The following is a 21,441-nucleotide window of genomic DNA, read 5'->3' on the forward strand; positions in this document are numbered from 1 at the left end:
GTCAGTCACGGTCCCTGTCCCTTTCCCCGGCACCTTCATGCCGTTCCAGCTCCTGACGCAGATCCTCCAGCTCGGCCAGGGCCCGGCGGCCGTGGCCCGACGGCTCGCCCTCCCGGCGCAGGATCTCCCGCAAGCTTTGCTCCGCCTGGCCCAGACGACCCATCCCGCGCCAGCAGCGCGTCGCCTCGAAGAGGGCGCTTGCTCCCCAATCCAGACCCCCCGGTCCATCCAGGTGCGGCACCTTCTGGTACTCAAGCGCCGCCCCGGCCGGGTCGTCCTCGGCCTCCGCCACCTCGCCCAACCTAAACTGGATCTCGGCGGCCTCCTCCTCCGATGCCTCCGCCTGCAGGGCGCGCAGGGCGGAGCGTGCCGCGGCCGTCTCGCCGCTCCTTGCCAGCAGACGCGCCTCCTCGACCCGGCGGGCCAGGATGTCAGGCGCGTCGGGGTAGTCAACACGATAACGCTCCAGCGCCCGCCGGTGGGCCGCCGGCCGCTGCAGCCGGCTGGCCAAATCCGCCAGGCGACCCAGGGCCTCGCGGCGATCCCGCCCCTGCGTCCTCTCCACGGCGGCCTCCGCCGCGGCCAGAGCGCCTGCCGTGTCGCCCGCCTCGGCCAGCAGGACAGCCCGCTCGCCAGCGGCCCGACCGGCCACGGGCTGGCCCGCCCAGCGCTTCTCCACCTCGGTGAAGGTCTTGACGGCGCGGCTGGCCTTGCCCTGGGCCTTCTGGGCGAGACCCACCCCCAGGTGCGCGGCCGGGGCCTGCGGCATGCGGCCGAGGTCGGTGACAACCAGCGAAAAGGATTTCTCCGCCTGGGCCCCATCGCCGGTCTCCAGCAATTGCAGTCCGCGGGCCAGGTTGGCGGAGGCCTTGATGCTGTCGCCCATGGCCCGGGGCGCCTGCTTCAGCAGACGCTGGAACTCCACCCGCCCCTGATCCGCTCGTCCGGCCCGGTAGAGGGCGGATACCCACTGGGCGCGCAGACCCAGGTCGGGGGAGGCGGCGGGGGCGAGCGGCTCCAGCTCCACCAGGGCCTCGCCATGACGTCCTTCCTCCACGCACAGCTCCGCCAACAGGCGGCGGGCGGGGCGGGCCGGCGGACAGGTGGCGCAAACCGCGAGCAGTGCCCGACAGGCGCCGCGGGCGTCCTCCGTCCGCTCATCGGCCTGGAAACTGCGGGCCACGCGAAGCAGAAGGCGGGCGGCGACGAGGGAGTCCGGCCCGGCGGCCGCCACCCCGCGCAGCCAGCGGCGGCGGGATTCGGCCCGGTCCCCCAGTGCCTCCAGGCTGAGCGCACTCTCCTCCAGAGCCCCCGCCAGGCCCAGTCGCATGATCGGCAGGGGCGCCGGCCACTGCTCATGTCCCGCAAGGAGACTGTCGCAGATGGCCAGACTGACGGCGGGCCTACCGTCGCGGCGCTCAGCGGCGGCCAGTTCAAGGCGGATGGAATCGGCCGCCGGGTGCCAGGCCCAGTCCCGACCCAGCCGCTCGGCCAGCCTGGCCCGCTGCGTGCCATCGCTGTCCGGCTGGGGCGCCAGCCGGCGGACCGCTACGGCGGCGGCGGCTTCCTCACCATGGCCGTCCAGGACGCCCTGCCACTGCCGGCGCGCCGCGGCCGGATCCCCCAGCGCCTCGTGAGCCGCGGCCCTGGCCAGCAGGTGGACGCCCGCCGGCCGGCGCAGGCTGTCCGTCCAGGCGATGGTCCGCCGGGCGCAGTCGGCCTGGACGCCGCTGTCGCGTCCTTGGGCCGCCAGGGCCTTGCGATAATGATTCCAGTGGAGGACCAGTTCGCCGGCCAGCTCCTCCCGGTCGCTCCGGCCTTCCCGCCGCAGGGTCTCCAACTCCAGGATGCGCGCCCGCAGATCCTCGGGGCCGGGCCGCGCCTGTCGCGCCCAGGCCTCGCGCCGCCGGTCCAGCTCATCCTGCGGCCGACCGGCCCGGCTGGGATCGGGTGAGAGGCGATCCACCTCCTCCCGCAGGGGCGATCCCGGCCAACGGTCGCGGAAGATGCGGGCCAAGTCCTGGGCGCGGCCCCCTTGCCCCAGCGCCAGGGCTGTCTGCAGCCGCAGCAGCCCGCGATGGTCGGCCAGGCGGGGCAAGTCCTCACTGCCCGCCAGCAGTCGCTTTGCCGCCGACGCCAATCCGTGGCGGAGCAGGGCGGCGGCAAGGGGCGTCGCCTCGGGGGCGCCCGGCGGCACCTGGCTCGCCATCTCCGCCAGCCGCTCCCAGGGGAGGGCGCTCATTCCGCTGGCCTCCTGGCAAAGGGCAAGCTGCTCCAGGCTGGTGGCCAGCAGGCGGGATTCCTGTTCATCCAGGCGGGAGCGCGTCATCAGCGACTCCGCCGCCGCGGCCCAGCGCAGGGCGGCACGGCTGGAGTCGCCATCCAGCGCCAGGCACCAACCCAGCCGGGCCTGGACCCAGGCGTCCTGGCGGCGGCCGGCCAGCAGCGTCTCCATCGCTTCGGAGTGCCTCGCCTGGAAGGCGAGGGCGTCCGCCAGCAGCAGACGAAGACTGTCCGTCATAGTGGGCCGGTCAAGCCGGGGATCGGCCATGGCCAGCGCGGCCCGCAGGCCGCGCTCCGCCTCGGGATAGCGGCCCTGATCCAGCCGGCCCATGGCCAGCTCAAGCCAAAGTCCGCCCCGCCAGGGTGTGTCGTCGTAGTCGTCGAGCGGCCGCTGCAAGGTCAGCAGCGCCTCCTCCCGCCGCTGGGCACGGGCGTGAAGAGCCGCCAGCTCGCGCAAGGCCGACCGGTGCAGGGGGCCGGGCGCCGCCTCCCGCACCACGCGCTCCAACAGGTGGCGGGCGGCCTCCTCGCGCCCCTCCTCGAGGAGCAGGACGGCCCAGCGCCGCCTGGCCTCCAGGCCGGCTTCGCTGTCCGGATCCAGCTCCAGGGCTCGCCGCAGCAGATCCTGGCGGGCGGGACGATCGCTGCGGGACAGGTGCTCCTCCGCCCGCAGCAATCCGGTCAAGGCCAGGGGTGAGGCGGGGTAGCGCTCGGCGATGCGCTGCCAGGACGCCTGGGCGTCGCGGGCGCGGCCCAGCCGATGATGGCAATCACCCACGGCCAATTGCGCGGCGGGAGCCAGGGGGGAGTCGCCATGACGCACAAGCAGGCCCTGGAAGGCGGCGAGCGCTTCCGCCGTCCGTCCCTGGGCCAGCCAGGCCTGGCCCTCCATCTGCAGCACCTCGTCGCCCAGGGAGGAGGCGGGGAAGCGGTCGAGGAACTGCCGGCACTGGGCCACGGCCAGATCCGGCCGGTCATCCGCAAGGAAGAGGCGGGCGTGCCTGGCTTCGCGCTGCTCCGCCAGCGAGGCGGCCGCCCACAGCTCGCCGGCGGCCAAGAGCAGCAGGACGGCGAGCAAGAGGCCGCGGGAAGATAGGTGGGGGCGTCGTGTCATGTCCATCCGAATCCGACCCTTGATTCCACTCGTCACCGGCACAAGATGAGGTCCCGCCGCCACTTCTTCACCCGATCAGGCGCAGCCTGGCCAGACGGGCCAGCAGTTTCTTCACCCCCACCGACTCGAAGCGCACGCTCACCCGTGTTTCGCCGCCGAGGCCGGTCAAATGGATGATGACGCCGCGCCCATAGGTCTCGTGCAGCACTGTCGCCCCGGGAAAGAGGTCCTCCGGATCCGCCAGTTCGGCCACCTGGGAGGAGGGATCCCGCACCGGCACGGCCTTGCGGAAGGGACTGTACTGGTTGAGCAAGGCCTCCCGCTCCCGGTCCAGACCCAGGCGCGGACGGCCGGCGCGGCGCCCGCCGGGGGTCGGCGCGGGCCCGGCCGGACGGGCGGGCAGACCATGCTCCTCGGGCTGGTCCAGTTCCAGCTCCCCGCCGGCGAAGCCGGGACGGATGGGCGGCGGGGGGGAGGGCGGAGGCGGAACCGGTCGTCGTTCCGGTCGTCCCGGCACGCCGCGCCCGCCGATGGGACGCAGTTGGCTCTCGCCGTCCCAGCGGGTCTGCTCGTCCCGCCAGCTGAAGCGGCTGGCCGGGGCGGCCAAGCGGCTGCCGGCGGCGGAGCGGTCCACCAGCTCCGCCGGGATGAGATCGAGGAAGGTGCTGGGCAGGGCCCCCCCCGCCTGCCCGTAGCGGCGCCTCATGCGGGCGTGGCAGAGGAAGAGGCGACGCTTGGCCCGGGTGGCGGCCACGTAGAAGAGGCGGCGCTCCTCCTCCAACTGCTCGGGCTCGTCCAAGGCCCCGGCCAGCGGGAAAAGGCCCTCCTCCAGTCCGGTGACGAAGACGACGGGAAACTCCAGGCCCTTGGCGCTGTGCACGGTCATCAGGGTGACGTGGTCCTCCTTGTCGTCCCAGGCGTCCACGTCGGCCACCAGCGCCACCTCTTCGAGAAAGCCGGCCAATCCCAGCTCGCTGTTCTCCTCGTAATGCTGGAGGGCGGCCTGCAGCTCGCGCACGTTCTCGACCCGGGGCTTGCCCTCGGGACCCTCCGCCTCCAGGTGCTCGATGTAGCGCGTCTGTTCCAGCAGCAGTTCGAGCACCTCGCTGGGCTTGCCGCTCTCCTGGAGGGCGCTCAGGTCGCCCAGGAGACGCCCGAACTCGTGCAGACGGGCCGGGGCGCCCCGTCCCAGCTCGTGCAGCAGCTCCGGCCGTTGCAGGCCCGCCACCACCTCCACCCCGGCGGCGGCGCAGATCTGGCGCAGCTGGGCCACGGTGGCTTCGCCAATGCCCCGCCGCGGCGTGTTGATCACCCGCAGCAGGCTCACCATGTCCCGCGGATTGATCAGCAGGCGCAGGTAGGCGAGCAGGTCCTTGATCTCCCGCCGCTCGTAGAAGCGCGTTCCGCCCACGATCTGGTAGCGCAGACCGTGGCGCATGAAGGCCTCCTCCAGGGCGCGGGACTGGGCGTTGGTCCGGTAGAGGATGGCCACGTCGCGGCAGGCGCCGCCCTGTTCGCGGTGCTCCACGATCCGCCGGCAGACGAGGGCCGCCTCCATCGTCTCATCCTCGCCCAGCAGCAGCGCAATGGGCTCGCCCCGCCCGTTCTGCGTCCACAGCTTCTTGGGATGGCGCGAAGCGTTGCGTGACACAACGGCGTGGGCCGCCTCGAGGATGGTCTCGGTGGAGCGGTAGTTCTGCTCCAGCTTGAAGACGCGGGTCTCGGGCCAGGTCCGCTCGAAATCGAGGATGTTGTGCAGGTCGGCGCCCCGCCAGCCGTAGATGGACTGGTCGTCGTCGCCCACCACGCAGATGTTGCGGCTGTGTTGCGCGATGAGGCGGCTGACTTCGAACTGGGCCTGGTTGGTGTCCTGGTACTCGTCGATGAGGAGGAAGCGGAAGCGCTGCTGGTACAGGTCCAGCCGCTCCGGGTGGTCGCGGAAGAGGTCGATGGGCTTGAGCAGCAGGTCGTCGAAGTCCATCGCATTGGCCTTGCGCAGCTGCAGGGCGTATTCCCGGTAGATCTCGCTCAACCGTTCGTGGATGAATCCACTGTCGGAGGCGGCGAAGCTCTCCGGGTCCTGCATTGAGTTCTTGGCGCTGGAGATGACGGAATGCGCCCGCTTGGGATTGAGCTGGCCGCTCTTGAGGGAGAGGCGCTCCATGCAATCCTGCACGACCTTGAGCTGGTCGTCGGCGTCATAGATGGTGAAGTTGCGGCCATAGCCGATGAACTCCGCCTCGCGCCGCAGGATGCGGGCGAAGATGCTGTGGAAGGTGCCCACCCACATGTCCGCCACGCTGCCGCCCACCAGCGCGCCGATCCGCTCCTTCATCTCGCGGGCGGCCTTGTTGGTGAAGGTGAGGGCCAGGATTTCCCAGGGCTTTGCCTGGCGCTGGTCGAGGAGCCAGGCGATGCGGCTGGTGAGCACGCGGGTCTTGCCGCTGCCGGCGCCGGCCAGGATGAGCACCGGGCCCTCCATGGCACGCACGGCGGCCTGCTGGGCGGGATTCAGGTCGGATAGGTTCATCGTGGAGAGTCGTTCCTGCGGCTGGGCCGCGCTTGGTTGATGTCATTGTTTCAGGGCACGATGGCCGTCGCTACCGGCCGGCCGTGGGCCAGGGCGGATGGCCGGAACGGGCCAGGCTGTCCTGCTCCTCCCGCAGGGCAAGCTGGGCGGCCCGCTCCAACTGGCTGGGTTCATCCTCCAGCTCACCTTCCTCCAGCTGCCGGCGCAGGGCGTCCAATATCCGGCGCGCCACCAGGTGATCCTGGTAGGAGCGGGAGAAGGCGTGGCGGCCGTTGCCCAGCGATACGAAGTAGAGATAGTCACAGGCAGCCGGCTGCAGCACAGCTTGGAGCGCCACCCGGCCGGGATTGCCGATGGGTCCCGGCGGCAGACCGGGGTGCAGATAGGTGTTGTAGGGGGAGTCCAGTGAGAGGTCCCGCACATAGAGGCGGCGCCAAGCGGGCAGGAGGAACTGGACGGTGGGGTCGGCCTGCAGCTTCATGCCGATGGCGAGGCGATTCAAGTAGACCGCGGCGATGGTGTCCGCCTCGTCCGCCACCTGGTACTCCGCCTGGACAATAGAAGCCAGCGTGCAAAGGCGGCGCAGGTCCAGGCTGTCCAACGGCCCGGGCGTGGCCAGTCCGTCCAGCACGTGCTGGAAGCGCGCCACCGCCTTGAAGAGGATCGCCCGCTCATCGTCGGCGGTGGAGAAGAAATAGGTGTCGGGGAAGAGGAGGCCGTCCAGGTCGGGAGTGCGCAGCCCCAGCAGGCGGACGAAGGAGGAGTCGCGCGTCAGTTGCATCATGAGCAGGCTGTCCCGGCCCGTCTCGCGGGCCAGCAACCCCACCGCATCGGTTGTGCGGGCGCCTTCCGGGATGCGCACCTTGATCATGGGAACGGAGAAGACCAGCAGCTGGCGCAGCATGGCGGTGGGCGACATGTCGCTGTCCAGGATGAAAGCGCCCACCTGGATGGCACGGTCGCCGCCCAGCAGCCGGGCGGCCAGCAGCAGCCGGCGTGGTTCGTCCAAGAGCCGCAGGCGGTTCAACTCGGCGGCCACTTGGCGCAAGGTCATGCCGGGGACAACCATCACCTTGGCCACGTTTTGCTGCCCCGCCCAGGCTGGGTCGTGGGCCAGCCAGGACCAGAGCCGGACGCCCAGCAGGACCACCACCACCACGATGGCCGTGACCACCAGCACGCGTCGCCTGAGTCGCAGGCGGCCGCGTGAAGGGGCGGGCGCCAGGGCGACGGGCGCGGCCCCTCCCATGGGCTGTCGGGACTCCTCTTCCCATTGCTGGCGCTGTGCGCGGCTGCGGGCGGTGGGCCGGGCATCCGGACGGTCTCCCGGCTGGGGAGCAGTCGACCGCCCGCCCGGGATGGGCTTCCCTTCCTGCTTGCGGGGACCGGACCGATCCCGACGGCGGTCTTTGGCGCCATCCTGGCGCGGCGTGCGGGCCGACCCTTCGCCATCGGCCTGCCGGGCATCACCGGGCCGCAGATGGCGGGCGCGGGCACCCGGCGCGCCACTGGGATCCTGGCCCGCCGGTCTGCCCCGACCCTCCCCCTCGCGATTCGGCCGGCGTCTCCGTGGCCGACGCCGATGGGGTCGCGGGGCCTCGCTGTGCTCGTCTTCGCTCAATAGATCCGCTTGATATTCATGGACTTTGTCGAAACAAAGGTAGCTAAGGCGCTTCTGTCAGTCAAACCAAAATCGTCCCCCTCACCGCGTCTGTCGGTTGGGTGATCGACGGATTGGACGCTGGCTAGAGGTGCGCCAGGGCAACACCAGGGCAACACCAGGGCAACACCAGGGCAACACCAGGGCAACACCAGGGCGACACCAGGGCACAAAAAGAGCCCCGACCAAGTCGGGGCCAAGTCCGGAACGATTCGAGCCGGCGTTGGGGATGCCGACTTGTGGACACCAGACGAAAACCAGGGGGATCGGCTCGCCCGATGCCCAGCCCAACCATTGAAGGAGAAAGTGTGAGAACAGTCAAACGACGCTCCAACATGTGCAAGGGGCGGGCCATTTGCTGCAAGATTTAACATGGAATGTCCATCAAGGGCTTGCTCTTTCCTGACCAGTTGCTCACTTGATAAATGACAAAAAATGTCCGTTTCGATGGACAAATTCTGTCCTTTGTCGCCACGGGCGCATGGGTGCATGTGGACCGATTCTCGTGAAGTGTCGTGTGATGAAGCGATCATGGTGCTCAGCGCAAGGCGCAGGCCCGCAGGCGTTGTGGGGCTACGTCAAGGGGCTGCAACGATGCGATGAGCGCCAGGCTCGCTTCCCGAAGGGGTTGCATCACGTCCCACTTCGCATATCATTCCGAGTATTCTGCAAACAGCACCGACAATCACGGGAATTGGTCCACGAGGTCATGGCTTCAACAGGCATGTCCACAAGCTTAAGCCACCCAAGGACCGGCTTGCTACATTGGCGCCATGAATACACGCCGTTCCGGAGTCCTGCTCCACCCCCTCTCCCTGCCCGGCCCCGCCGGCTGCGGCGATCTGGGCAGCACCACCGAGAAATTCCTTGACTTCCTGGCCAGTGCCGGACAAAGCTTGTGGCAGATGTTGCCGCTGGGTCCCACCGGCTACGCCGATTCGCCCTATCAGTGCCTCTCCTCCATGGCGGGCAATCCGCTCCTGGTCAGCCTGGAGTGCCTGCGCGAAGCTGGCCTGCTCAGCGAGGGCGAGAGCAGGGAGCCGGCCCTGGGGCGGCAGAACATCGCCTACGAGCAGGTGCGACCATTCCGCCTGGCCTGCCTGAACAGGGCCTGCCACAACCTGCAGCGGCAGGCTCGCCATCCCTGGCGGGACGAATTCGAGGACTTCTTCACGCGCGAGGGCTGGTGGCTGCACGACTACGCCCTCTTCATGGCCCTGCGCGACCTGCACAACGGGGCCGGCTGGAGCAGCTGGCCGGCCGAGCACGCCCGCCGCAGGCCGGAGGCCATGCAGCGGCTCAACCAGGACTGCCAGGAGCAGATCCTGGAGCACAAATTCCACCAGTTCCTCTTCTTCCGCGAGTTGGAGAGAGTGCGGCGCCTGGCCCGGGAGCGGGGCATCCTGCTGGTGGGGGACATGCCCATCTTCGTGGCTTTCGACAGCGCCGACGTCTGGGCCTGGCGGCACTATTTCCGCGTGGACGAGCTGGGCAAACCCGTGGTGGTGGCCGGCGTGCCGCCTGATTACTTCAGCGCCACGGGGCAGCGCTGGGGCAATCCGCTTTACAACTGGGACACGATGCGCATGGACCAATGGTGGTGGTGGCGCAGCCGCTTCCACATGCAGATGCGCCAGAGCGACGTCATCCGCGTGGACCACTTCCGCGGCTTCGAGGCTTGCTGGGAGATCCCGGGCGACTTGCCCACGGCCGAACACGGCCGCTGGGTGCAGGTGCCGGGGCGGGAACTCTTCGCGGCATTGAAGACGCACTTGCCCCACCTCCAGCTCATCGCCGAGGACCTGGGCCTCATCACGCCGGAAGTGGAGGCCCTGCGCCGGGACCTGGGCCTGCCCGGCATGAAGGTCCTGCAGTTCGCCTTCTTCACCGACGCACGCGATCCCTTCCTGCCCCACAACTACGAGAAGGCGTGCGTGGCCTACACGGGCACCCACGACAACAACACCCTGGTCGGCTTCTTCCAGCGGGAGGCCAATGAGGCCCAGCAGGCCTGGATGCGCCGCTACCTGGGGCTGGCCACGGATGAGGAGTTGGTGGCGAAGTCCCTCGAAGCCCTCTGGCGCAGCAGCGCGGACTGGGTGGTGGCACCCATGCAGGACCTGTTGGAACTGGACGCCGAGGCCCGCATGAACCTGCCCGGCACCACGGGCGGCAACTGGGTCTGGCGCATGCCCGGCCGCTGGCCGCAGGTCAGCCTGGCCCGCGGGCTGAAGGATCTGGGAGAGCGCTTCGGGCGCAACCAGACCGCGCCCGGCAGCCGTTAGCCGCCGTCGGGCTTGGGCGATTCGCGCCCTTCATCGCCCAAGCCCGCCCGACCCCAGCCCTATTCCACCACCTGCTTGCCGATGCTGGCCGTCACACAATAGAAGCAGATGGGCTGATAGTGCGGATCCCGCCATCGGGTCAACGAGGTGGTGGCCGCCAGGTTCTCCAGCCGGACGAGGCCGTAAGGCTGGCTGCTGCGATAGATGCGATACTCCACGCTGATGGGGATGCCCCCCACGCTGATGTCCACCGGGTCCCACTCCAGCGGCTCGTCCCCGTCCACCATCGGACCCGTGCTGATGGCGAAAACCGGACGGGGGATGATCAAGGGCTTGACGGGCTGGGCTCGATCCGATTCCCGGATGACCGGACCTTCGGTGGGGCACTGCAGATTCCAATGGCAGGCCGTGGCCGTCACGCTGGACGAGGAGTGGTTCAGCAGGCCCACGTCGTGGCTCTCCACGAAGTCGCAATTCTGCAACGTCAGATCGCCGTGATCGGTCGCCAGGATCAGGTCGCGGCGATTGCCCTGGAAATGGACGGAATCCAGCACCATCACCGCGCCGGCCTCGGCCACCAGGCCATCCTCGCAGGTGAGCACCTGGCAGCCGCGCAGTTCCAGCCGGGAAGCCCTGTTCACCACGGCCACCCCCGTGCCGCTGGTGATCACACAATCCTCCAGCAACACATCGCTGGCATCCTGGAAGCGCAGGCCTTGCGTCCCGGGCTGAAAGAGGCAATCGCGGGCCCGCAGCGTCACGCCCCGGGTCCACAGGCCCCGGGTGCCGGCCAGCAACCAGCTATGCTCGATGGAAAGGGTGCAGGCCTGCACGGCCAGGGGCTCCGGCAGTGCGTGCAGCAGGCATTGGCGGAAGCTGAGGTGTGCCCCCCGCCCCACCGTAAGTTGCAGCGTGCTGAGCAGGTTGTTGGCGGGCGTCTGGATGCCGGGCTGGGGCATCTGCGCCACCACCCCAGTGCCCCGCAATTCGAAGCGTCCTTCCACGGCCAGGGGCAGGCGCCCGCAGCAGGCCGGCTGGCAGCGGTCGTCCAGGGACAAGCTGCCCAGCGGCCCCACCCAGATGCCACCCTGGGACAGAAGTTCGCCGCTCAAGCGGAGGCTGCCCCGGACCAGTTCCAGGTCCATCAGCTCGACGTCGGCCAAATCCAGGCCGCTCTCCGGCAGGGCCACGGCCCCTCCCAGCAGGTCCGGCGTGGTGCCCGGCGGCAGCGGCTGCAAGGTGAGAGCCCCGCGCCGGCGATCCCCCAGCGGATGGGGCGGCCGCAAGTCCTGCCAGCCGGTGGGCCAAGCCACCCACCGACCGAGGCGATCCCCTGCCACCAGGTCCAGGCTGCCGTCGCCGTCCAGGTCGGTCAGGCGGGGCGGGCCGTTGGGCGCCTCGGGCAGCCACCAGTCGCGCTCCTCCACGTGGCCTGCCAGATCCACCGCCATCAACCGGGTGGCCCAGGCGTCCTCGGCGGGATCGATTGTCAACAGCAGCCGGGGACCCAGAACGGCATCCCGCACCAATTGCGGCGGCTGGACCGCCTTGCCTTCGGTCGCCACCACGAATCCCGCCAGCGGCAGAAAGGCGCCCGAGGCGTTCAAGACCTGCAGGCGCACTGCGCCGTCGTCATGCCGGCAGAGCAGGGCCACTTCCTGGGCGCCGTCGCCGTCCAGGTCGGCCAGGGTGAACTGGCCCAGGGTGGCGGCGGGGATGGCAGCGCTCCATTTCAGGCCGTCCAGGTCCAGAGCCAGCACGGGACCGCGCCGGGCGGCCAGCACCAGGTCCGGCACAAGATCGCCGTCCAGGTCGCCACTGGCGATGGAGACGATCTCCATGTCCGGCAAAACATGGAGCAGATCAAGCTCCCCGCTCGCACCATCCAACATGTGCAGTTGCAGGCCCCCACCCTGGCGGAGCAGCATCAGCACGTCCAGGCGGCCATCTCCGTTGTAATCACCCAGGACCGGGCGGGGCCAGGCCGGCTGACCCGGAAGCGGCACGCCGGCCACGTGCTGCAGGCTGGCGTCGAACTGGAGCAGGCTGGCCTGCTCCTGCTGCTGGACGTAGATCAGGCAATGGACACCCGCTCCGGCAATGGGCAGCAGCACGGGCGGGCCCAGGGGCAGGCCGTTGCAGGATGCCTGGGAGCACAACTGACCCGTGCGATCAAGCTCCACCAGATGTGTCTTGGTGGCGGCGAGCACGTGCTGCTCCGCGCCGCGCCGGACCAGGAGCGGCTCCGAGCGATGGGAGATGGCCTGCATCAAGTCGACGAAAGCGACGGGCCAACCGGGCAGGGTCTGGCCCTGGGCATCCAACCAGAGCAGCTCCCCCAGGTTCTGCGCTTCCCGCGCGACCCCGGCGATGCGCGCCGCCACGATCTCGCCTTGTCCGCATTCCGCCATCAGGCCCTGGCTGAAAGGCGCGGCGGCCAAGCCATCCGCGTAGGGCCAGCCGGGCAGGGCGGGGGCGGTGACGACCAGCTCGACCTCATGGCGGACGACGCCGTGGGCACCCGTCTGCGCCAGTTCCAGGCGATGGAGTCCGGCCGGCAGACCGCCGGAAAAGATCCGCGTGCCGGAGGCCACGTTGCCCACACCCTCGGCCAGCAGGGTGGGCCAACCGTCGTTGTGGTCCCACAGGATCCAGCTGCCCGTCGCGTCATCCACCTGGATGCGCACCTCCAGGTCGCCGGCGGCCAGGTGACGCGGTGGCGGCCATTCGATCCAGGTCGTCGCCCGGACCGTGCCGGCCAGGATCAGGGCCGCGACGGCGCAGCCGGCCAGGATGCGAGTCCTCATGGCGACGTCTCCTGCTCAAGTCCGGCCGGGCCATCCCCCAGGCGCAGCTTGCGTGAATGGATGCCGTGCTTGGCGATCTTGTACTTCAGGGCCCGGGCGCTCAGGCCCAGGTCCTCTGCCGCGCGGTCGCGGTTCCCGGCGCGGCACTCGAGGGCGTGCAGGATGAGCCGTTTCTCCAGTCCCTGCAGCGCCTCCTCCAGGTTGAGGGTGGAGTCACCCCGGATGCGCCCCAGCAGATCGGTCAGCCAGGCCTCCTGACACCCGCTCCCCTGCTGCGCCGGCGTGGCCTTCGTCCGCGGCGCGGGCAGGCCCAGGTCCTCCGCCTCGATCTCCCGGCGCGCGGTTTGGTAGCCCCGTGTCACGGCATTGCGCAGCTCGCGCACATTGCCGGGGAAGGCGTGCTCGTTCAAGGCCTGCATGGCGTCCGTGGACAGGCACTTGTCCGTGCCATGCTGGCGGTTGAGCCGCTCCAGCATGCTTGAGGCGATGAAGTAGACATCCTCCCGCCTGTCCCGCAGCGCCGGCAGCTCCACGCGGAAGGCGCTGATGCGCATGATGAGGTCGTCTCGGAACTGGCGCTGCGCCGTCAACTCACCCAGGTCGCGGTTGGTGGCGGAGATGATCCGCGCATTGGAGTAATGCACCTGGCCGCTTCCCATGCGCTGATACTCGCCGCTCTCCAGGAAGCGCAGGAGCTTGGGCTGGATGGAGAGCGGCAGGTCGCCGATCTCGTCCAGGAAGATGCTCCCCTCCCCCGCCAGCTCGACCAGCCCCTTGCGGTCCTGGTCGGCTCCGGTGAAGGCGCCCCGCACGTGGCCGAAGAGGGTGCTCTCGAAGAGGGTCTCGGGTATGGCCGGGCAGTTGACCGGCACGAAGGGCGCGGCGCGGCGCGGTCCGGCGTTGTGGAGGGCCCGTGCCACCAGCTCCTTGCCCGTCCCCGTCTCGCCCAGGACCAACACGGGCAGATCGGAGGCGGCCAGGGCCTGCACGTCGTGCAGGATGCGGCGCATGATCGCCGACACGGCCACGATGCCGTGCTGGGTGATGAGGGCCTCCACCAGCCCGAAGTCGTCCTTGGCCTGCTCCTCCTGGGTCTGCAGGATCTCCTGGCAGGCCTCGCGCACCCAATCGTCCTGCTGTTCCAGGCGTCGGCCGATCTCGAGAGCCTCGCCCGCCAGGAGGCGGGCCTCGCCGGGCATGCCGTCGCCCTGCCGGATGCGGGCCAGGTTGGCCAGGATCAAGGGCAGGTAGCGGTCCAGGCGATGCCGCCGCGCCAGATCCTGGGCCTTGTCGAAGAAGACCCAGGCCTTGTCGGGTAGATTGGCGTCCACCATCAGCGTGCCCACGTTCAGTTCCACGCGCAGCTGCCGCTCGGGATCCGGGCCGGCCAGCTCCCGCGACCGTTCGATGTGGCCCGTGGCGGCCACGGGATCACCCAGCACGTGCCGGAGCACGCCCAGGTTCAGCTCGATGTCCGCCTCGAGCGTGCTCTCGCCCCCGGCGCGGGCCAGCTCCAGGGCCTGGGCCAGCTGGCTCTCCGCCTCTCCCAGCTCGCCGCAGCGTGTGCAGAGCGAACCCAGCAGGTTGCGGATCTGCATCTCCTCCTGGGGCCGGGTGAGGACTTCGCTGGCGAGGACGGCCCGATAGAACTGCAGGGCCGTGCCCGTCTCCCCCAGGTTCTTCGTCGCCAAGCCTGCGTTCATGAGGGCCTTGAAGCCGATCGCCCGCCACTCGGGCCGATGCCGATGCTGGCGCACGTCGCGGTACAGGTCGAAGTAGTGGTCGCGGGCCTGCCGGTTGCGACCGCTGCGCAGCAGGGCGTTCCCCCACAGGAGGCGCAGCTGCAGCCGGTCGCCCGGATCCGGCAGGCGCTCCAGGTCCCGCGGGAAGGCGTCCAGGGCATCCTGGAAACGACGTTCACGCAAGGCCGCCACGGAGGACAACCGGGATATGTTCTTCCGTTGACTCACCACTCGACTGCTGTCACACTCTGGTTGGTTGGTGCGGGAATATGGAGCAATGGACGGGAGTGGTCAAGCGGAATTGTGAGGTATCTCAAGCCGACCGGCGCGGATCCCGCCGCAAGGGCGGATGGAGCGGGGCGGCGCCCAGCCAGAGCAGGTTGGTGTTGGCCGTGCAGCGCTCCAGGGCGGCGCGCGCCACCGGTCGCAGACCCTCTTCGGCAAAGGTCCACGCCTCGTAGCCGGCTCCATACAGCAGGTCCAGGTATAGGGCGGGGTCCAGCCCGCCGCGCCGCATGTAGCGGGGCGAGTACTCGGAGAGGATGAGCGGGACGCGGCCCAGCAGCTCGCCCATGCCGCGCAGGACCATCGGCTCGTAGCCTTCCACGTCCACCTTGAGAAAGCGGATGCGGACGGGGTCCAGGCCCTCGCGGCGGATCGTCTCGTCCAGGCGCGCCGCCTCGATCTCCACCTGCCCGTGCGTGTTGATGGGCAGCAGGGAATTGCGCCCCGTGTTCTTGTCGGCATAGCGGTAGAGCGTGCGCCGGCCGGCTTCATCGGAAAGGGCCAGGCGCTTTGCCGCCACCGCCACCGCCCCGTTGCCGCGCAGATTCTCCTCGAGCAGGGCGAAGGTGTCCGGGTCCGGTTCGAAGGCCAGGCCGCGCACGCCGGCGGGCAGGTGCCGGGCCAGCAGCAGGGAGTACCAGCCGATGTTGGCGCCGGCGTCGATGAAGCAGTCGCCGGGCTCCAACGTCAGGTTGGCCAGGAGGAAGCGGCTGATCCCTTCCTCGTAGACGCCGTACTTGTAGATATGGCGGCCCATCACGTCGGCGGTCTTGAAGCGGAGGACGAGGCCGAACTCATCGGCGCGGGCGCTCAGCCGGGGGCGGCGCAGCAGGTGCCGCTGGGCCAGGTAGGCGAGGGAGCGCACGCACTTGCCCATGGGATCCCGCTTCCCCTCCACCGTGGATCAGTGTGTCGGGCGAAAGCCCCGGACGCGGTGGCCGCGTCCGGGGCGCCAGGTCGGGTCAGGGCAGGAAGTCGTTGACGACGTCCAGCAGTTCGGGACTCTTGTCCTGCTTGAACGCCTCCCGCAGGCGGGCGTAACGCAGGCCGAAACTTTCCGTGTGGACGTGCCAGATGATCCCCAGCTGATAGGCGTCCCCGCTGTTGGCCACGGCCAGGGCGGACTGGAAGTCCTCATGGTTGTGCCCCACCTGGTCCAGGTAGGTCACGCCGTCGCCCTGGTAGTCCTTGTACTGGGTCTTGCCGCGGAAGGTGACGCAGGGGCTGAGCACCTGGACGAAGGAGAAGCCGCTGTGGCGGATGGCCCGCGTGAACATCTCCGTCATGTGCTTGATGTTGGTGGACACGGTGCGGGCGATGAAGGTCACGCCCGTGGCCAACGCCATCGCCACCGGATCGATGGGACGCTCGATGTTGCCCATCGTGCTCGTCTTGGTGATGATGTCCGGCTCGCTGGTGGGCGAGAGCTGGCCCTTGGTCAGGCCATAGATGCGGTTGTCCATCAGGATGTAGGTCATGTCCAGGTTGCGGCGCGCCGCGTGCGGGAAATGGCCCATGCCGATGGCGAAGCCGTCGCCGTCGCCGCCCGCCACGATGGTGGTCACCTTGGAATTGGCCAGTTTGGTGCCGGTGGCCAGCGTGAGGGCGCGGCCGTGCAGGGCGTTGAAGCCGTAGGCCGCCACGTAGCCCGGCAAGCGGCTGGAGCAGCCGATGCCCGAGACGAGGGCCGTGTTGTGCCGCTCCAGCCCCAGGTCGGACAGGGTCTTGTAAAGGGCGTTGACCACGCCGAAATCCCCGCAGCCGGGGCACCAGACGGGCTTGAGGTCGCGTTTGTAGTCCTTGGGCGCCAGGGCGGGCCTGGGCGCCGCGCTCTCAGGCAAGCTCATGGTGCACCTCCTTGATTTTCGCCTTCAGCTCCCGCACCGGGAGAGGCATGCCGTCCACGTAATGCAGGTCCACCAGCTTGTCGGTCGGAATGACGACCTGGGTGCGCAGATAAGTGAGGAACTGCGCGCTGTAGCTGGAATCCGACACGATCACCTTGTCGCAGGAGTCGATGAAGGCCTGCACCGTCTCGCCGTGCAGGGGCATCAGACAGCTGGGGATGAGCATGCGCGTGGCGATGCCCTCCTCCTCGGCCTGGAGCATGGCCTGGCGGGCCGGTCCCTTGGAGCTGCCCCAGACGAGCAGGCCGATGCGCGCCTTGGGATCCCCGTAGTGGCGCATGAAGCGCATTTCTTCCTTGATGAAGTCCAGCTTGCGATAGCGCTTGGCGTGCATGGTGCGGTGGATGTCCACGTCGGAGACGGGGTAGCCCAGTTCGTTGTGCTCGATGCCGCTGGCGATGTAGTCGGCGTTCTCGATGCCCGGGAAGCTCATGGGCGAGACGCCGTTCTCGGTCAGCTGGTAGCGCAGGTAGCGGGATTCGGCCAGCGCGGCGGGATCCGGGGCCAGCCGGTCGCACTTGCGGATCCAGCCCTCCTCGATCCCCTTCTCCAGCAGGTCGCGCCGGGGCACGGACTCCATGCGCTGCCCCACGAACTGGTCGAGCAGCACGATGACGGGGATCTGGTACTTCTCGCTGATGTAGAAGGCCTGGGTCGTGATGAAGGCGCAGTCCTTCACATCCACGGCGGCCAGGACCACGTGCGGGGCGTCGCCGTGCGTGCAGTAGCAGGCCTGCAGGAGGTCGCTCTGGCTTGTCTTGGTGGGGATGCCCGTGGAGGGGCCGCCCCGCTGCACGTTGACCACCACCAGCGGAATCTCCGCCATGCTGGCCAGGCCGATCATCTCGCTCATGAGGGCGATGCCGGGGCCTGAGGTGGCGGTCATCGCCTTGACGCCGGCGAAGGAGGCGCCGATGGCCATGCCGGCGGAGGCGATCTCATCCTCGGCCTGGATCATGGTGCCGTCAAAGCGGGGCAGGCGGCGCTCCAGCCATTCCATGATGTCCGAGGCCGGCGTGATGGGATAGCCGGCGAAAAACTTGACGCCGCTCCAGAGGGCGCCCATGGAGCAGGCCTCGTTGCCCGTGAGGACCAGGTTGGCCTCGCTGGGGGTGAAGGGCGCGAAGTGGGGCAGTTCCTGGGGGAACTGCTCGAGGTAGTCCTCGGCCCACTTGCGGCCCACCGCGATGGCGCCCAGGTTTAGGTCGATCAGGTCCTGCTTCTTCTTGGAGAATCGTTTGGTGATCTGGCCGGCGATGCCCTTCTCCGGCAAGCGGAAGAAACCCTCCAGCACACCCAGGGAGACGATGTTCTTGGTCAGCGCGTTGCCGATCCCGACGCTGGCCAGCCGGTTGAGGGGACACTTGATCCAGGTCTGGCTGCCCAGGATCTTGATGGGCAGATCCTCGCCCGCCTTGTCGTCGGTATCGGAGATGAGCACGGCGTCGGGGGCCAGGCGGATCTCCTCGCGGAAGCGCTTGAAGTCCGCCCAACTGTAGCAGAGCAGGATCTGGGTCAGCTCGCCGATGCTGAGCAGGGGATCCATCGCCAGACGGATCTTGCAGGACGACTCGCCGCCCCGGATCTGCGGTCCGAAGCTCTTGAGCAGGAAACAATGCAGACCCTCGGCCGCCGCCGCCTTCACGATGATCTCGCCGGCGCTGATCACGCCGTCGCCACCGGAGCCGACGATCGCCAGGGTCAGGTCACGGCATTCCACAGCCGCATCCTCCTATAGTGGAAGCGTCAGCCGCCTGAGCCGCCGACGCCGTATGACAGGGTTGTCAGATCAACCGGGCGATAGAGGCGTCCGCCAGATCCACCAGCGGTTGCCAGTATACACCGAAGAACAGGGTCAGGGCACACAACCCGGCGATGAGGCCGGCATGGAGGGCGGGCAGGGGCCCCCGTTCAGCCGTCTGGGCGCCGTCCTCGAACCACATCGCCTTGACCACGCTGAAATAGTAGTAAAGCGACACAACCGAGTTGAGCACGGCCAGCGTGACCAGCCAGTACCAGCCGCCGCGCACCACCTCGCCGAAGAGGACCAGCTTGCCGATGAAGCCCGCCACCGGGGGCAGCCCCACCAGGCTGACGAGGAAGACGGTCATGGCGAAGGCCAGGGCCGGGTGGCGGCGCCCCAGTCCGGCGAAGGCGGCCAGGTCCTCGCCGCCCCGCATCTGGCCCACGGCGTCCACCAGGAGGAAGGCCCCGTAGTTCATGAAGAGGTAGACGACGAGGTAGAACATGACGGCGGAGAGGCCCTCGGGCGTGGCCAGCACCACGCCCGTCAGCAGGTAGCCGGCGTGGGCGATGGAACTGTAGGCGAGCAGGCGCTTGACACGCGTCTGGCCGATGGCCGCCAGGTTGCCCAGGGTCATGGTGAAGGCGGCGAGGATGGCCACCAGGAAGAGCGGGTCGAAGCCGCCGGCCAGGGTGGCGGTCAGCGGCGCGCCGCCCGCGAGCGAGGGGAAGAGGAAACGGATGAGAAGGACGATGCCCGCCGCCTTGGGGCCCACGCTGAAAAAAGTGGTCACCGGCGTGGGGGCGCCGTCGTAGACGTCGGGACACCAGAAGTGGACGGGCACCATGGCGATCTTGTAGCCGATGCCGGCCAGCACGAGGAGGGCGGCCAGCAACAAGGTGAGGGCGTCGGCCCCGCCGTGGGCCAGCGCCTGCTGGATGCCCAGCAGATCCAGCGTGCCGGTCAGGCCGAAGAGCCAGCTGGCGCCGAAGACGAGGGCGCCCGAGGCCATGCTGCCGAAGACCATGTACTTCAGCGCCGCCTCGCCGCTGCGCGGATCGTTGCGATCGAAGCCGGCCAGCACGTAGCTCATGATGGAGACCATTTCGAGGGCGACCACCACCATCAGAAGGTTGCGGCTGCCGGCCAGCAGGTCCATGCCCAGCACGGCGGCCAGCAGCAGGACGAGCAGCTCCCCCTGGTGCCGCAGGCGGAAGGAGGCGAGCACGATGAGGGCGGTGGACAGCGCGAAGAGCAGCTTGAGGAAGGCGGCCAGGGAGTCCGCCGCCAGCATGTCGAAGAAGATGAGGCGAGGCTCCTGGCCCAGCTGGCACCAGGCCGCCCCCGCCGAGACGAGCAGGCCGGCCACGGCGACCAGGCCGGGCAGGCGGCCGGCGGGATGGTCCCCGCTGAGGGCGCGGCCGCGGCCGACGAGCAGGTCCGCCAGCAGCACGAGGAGCAAGGTAGCCGTCAGCGCCAGCTCGGGGATGAAGGCGCCCAGGCTGTCGATGGCATGGGCGGTGGCCTGGGTGAAGTCCATGCCCGTCTCCTTAGAAGGTCGTGACCAGCTCGACCAGGCGCACGGTGGCGTCGTCCATCAGGTCGATGACCGGATTGGGGTTGATGCCCAGGTAGAGCACGATGAGGCCGATGGGCACCAGGGTGAAGAGTTCGCGCCCGTTGATCTCCGGCAGGTCGCGGTACTTCTCGTTCAAGGCTCCCAGGAAGACCCGCTTGATCATCCACAACAGGTAGCCGGCGGTGAGGATGATGCCGAGGGCGGCCAGGACGGTGAGCAGCTTCCAGGTCTGGAAGGCGCCCAGGAAGACCATCAGCTCCGAGATGAAGCCCGAGAGCCCGGGCAGGCCCATGGAGGCGAAGAAGGCGAACATGGCCACGCCCGTGTAGATGGGCATGACGACGCCGATGCCGCCGAAGCCGGTGATCTGGCGATGGTGGGCGCGATCGTAGATGACGCCCACCAGGAGGAACATCATGGCCGTGATCGTGCCGTGGTTGAACATCTGCAGGGCGGCGCCCGTCATGCCCTGGTGGGTCAGGGCGGCCAGGCCCAGCATGACGAAGCCCATGTGGGAGACGGAGCTGTAGGCCACCAGCTTCTTGAGGTCGTCCTGCGCCATGGCGCAGAAGGCGCCGTAGAGGATGTTGACCACGCCCAGGATGCCGATGGCCAGGGCGAAGTGCTGCATGGCGCCGGGGAAGATGGGCAGGCTGATCCGCATGAGGCCGTAGGTGCCCATCTTGAGCAGCACGCCGGCCAGGATGACGGAGACGGCGGTGGGGGCCTCCACGTGGGCGTCGGGCAGCCAGGTGTGGAAGGGCCAGACCGGCACCTTGATGGCGAAGCCGATGAAGAAGGCGACGAAGATCACCTTGGCGAAGTTCAGGCCGAAAATGGTGAGGGCCGGGTTGGCGAAGTCCCGCGCCTGGGCCATCAGCTGCAGGAGGTCGAAGGTGTGGCCGCCCTGGAAGTAGAGGGCCAGGATGCCCACCAGCATCAGGACGGAGCCGGCCAGGGTGTAGAGGAAGAACTTGATGGCGGCGTACTCGCGCCGCGGCCCCCCCCAGATGCCGATGAGGAAGTACATGGGCAGCAGCATGACTTCCCAGAAGACGTAGAAGAGGATGAAATCCAGGCTGACGAAGGTGCCCATCATCCCCGTCTCCAGCAGGAGGAAGAGGGCGAAGTAGCCCTTCACCTGCTTGGTGATCCCCCACGAGGCGAAGATGCAGAGGAAGGAGAGCAGCGCCGTGAGCAGGACCATGGGCGCCGAGAGGCCGTCCACGCCCATGAAGTATTGGATGTTGTAGCCGGGGATCCAGTCCAGGCGCACCACGTACTGGAAGCCGGCCAGGTTGTCCACCCCCACCGCGCCGCGGTCGAAGGTCTGCCAGATCCACCCCGCCAGCACCAGCGGCACCAGGGCGAAGGCCGCGGCCGTCCAGCGGATCAGGTCGTGCCGATCCTTGGGCAGGAAGGTGATGACGGCCGCACCCAGCAGCGGCACGAAGGTCATCAGCGTCAGGACCCACTGTTCCATCATCGCTCTCCTCTTGGCGCCG

The 21,441-nt window shown here is 68.9% G+C and carries 11 protein-coding genes; 1 reads left to right on the forward strand and 10 read right to left on the reverse strand.

What is annotated here, in order from left to right; genetic code table 11:
- Window position 1 precedes the first annotated feature (1 nt).
- The 3 genes from Q8O14_11140 to mltG all read right to left on the reverse strand — a co-directional run bounded on the left by Q8O14_11140 (window position 2) and on the right by mltG (window position 7,176).
- Complete coding sequence (locus tag Q8O14_11140) at window positions 2-3,397, reverse strand: tetratricopeptide repeat protein (protein ID MDP2361285.1); 3,396 nt, start codon at window positions 3,395-3,397, stop codon at window positions 2-4.
- 67 nt (window positions 3,398-3,464) lie between these two features.
- Window positions 3,465-5,927, reverse strand: a complete 2,463-nt coding sequence (locus Q8O14_11145) for a UvrD-helicase domain-containing protein (protein MDP2361286.1) — start codon at window positions 5,925-5,927, stop codon at window positions 3,465-3,467.
- 70 nt (window positions 5,928-5,997) lie between these two features.
- Window positions 5,998-7,176, reverse strand: a complete 1,179-nt coding sequence (mltG, locus tag Q8O14_11150; protein MDP2361287.1) for an endolytic transglycosylase MltG — start codon at window positions 7,174-7,176, stop codon at window positions 5,998-6,000.
- A gap of 1,184 nt (window positions 7,177-8,360) precedes the next feature.
- On the opposite strand from mltG, the gene malQ reads away from it, so the two are divergent.
- Window positions 8,361-9,872 carry a 4-alpha-glucanotransferase gene (gene malQ, locus Q8O14_11155; protein ID MDP2361288.1) on the forward strand — a complete coding sequence of 504 codons (1,512 nt, stop codon included), beginning with the start codon at window positions 8,361-8,363 and terminating at the stop codon, window positions 9,870-9,872.
- Between the two features lie 59 nt (window positions 9,873-9,931).
- Here malQ and Q8O14_11160 read toward each other — a convergent pair whose 3' ends face one another.
- The 7 genes from Q8O14_11160 to Q8O14_11190 form a co-directional block, all read right to left on the reverse strand.
- The gene (locus Q8O14_11160; protein MDP2361289.1) at window positions 9,932-12,679 is read right to left on the reverse strand and encodes a hypothetical protein; all 2,748 of its coding nucleotides are present in this window, start codon (window positions 12,677-12,679) and stop codon (window positions 9,932-9,934) included.
- Window positions 12,676-14,649, reverse strand: a complete 1,974-nt coding sequence (locus Q8O14_11165) for a sigma 54-interacting transcriptional regulator (protein MDP2361290.1) — start codon at window positions 14,647-14,649, stop codon at window positions 12,676-12,678. Before Q8O14_11165 ends, Q8O14_11160 begins: the two co-directional genes overlap by 4 nt.
- A gap of 85 nt (window positions 14,650-14,734) precedes the next feature.
- The gene (locus tag Q8O14_11170; protein ID MDP2361291.1) at window positions 14,735-15,583 is read right to left on the reverse strand and encodes an FkbM family methyltransferase; all 849 of its coding nucleotides are present in this window, start codon (window positions 15,581-15,583) and stop codon (window positions 14,735-14,737) included.
- An 85-nt stretch (window positions 15,584-15,668) separates the two neighbouring features.
- Window positions 15,669-16,553 (reverse strand): 2-oxoacid:ferredoxin oxidoreductase subunit beta, encoded by an 885-nt coding sequence (locus Q8O14_11175; GenBank protein ID MDP2361292.1) that lies wholly within the window; start codon window positions 16,551-16,553, stop codon window positions 15,669-15,671.
- Window positions 16,540-18,333, reverse strand: coding sequence for a 2-oxoacid:acceptor oxidoreductase subunit alpha (locus Q8O14_11180; GenBank protein MDP2361293.1), 1,794 nt, complete (start codon window positions 18,331-18,333; stop codon window positions 16,540-16,542). Before Q8O14_11180 ends, Q8O14_11175 begins: the two co-directional genes overlap by 14 nt.
- 64 nt (window positions 18,334-18,397) lie before the next feature.
- Entirely contained in the window at window positions 18,398-19,897 is a 1,500-nt protein-coding gene (locus Q8O14_11185) for an NADH-quinone oxidoreductase subunit N (GenBank protein ID MDP2361294.1), read from the reverse strand.
- A 10-nt stretch (window positions 19,898-19,907) separates the two neighbouring features.
- The gene (locus Q8O14_11190) at window positions 19,908-21,422 is read right to left on the reverse strand and encodes an NADH-quinone oxidoreductase subunit M (GenBank protein MDP2361295.1); all 1,515 of its coding nucleotides are present in this window, start codon (window positions 21,420-21,422) and stop codon (window positions 19,908-19,910) included.
- Window positions 21,423-21,441 lie beyond the last annotated feature (19 nt).

This window comes from bacterium, assembly GCA_030685015.1.
Classification (GTDB): Bacteria; CAIWAD01; CAIWAD01; order CAIWAD01; family CAIWAD01; genus CAIWAD01.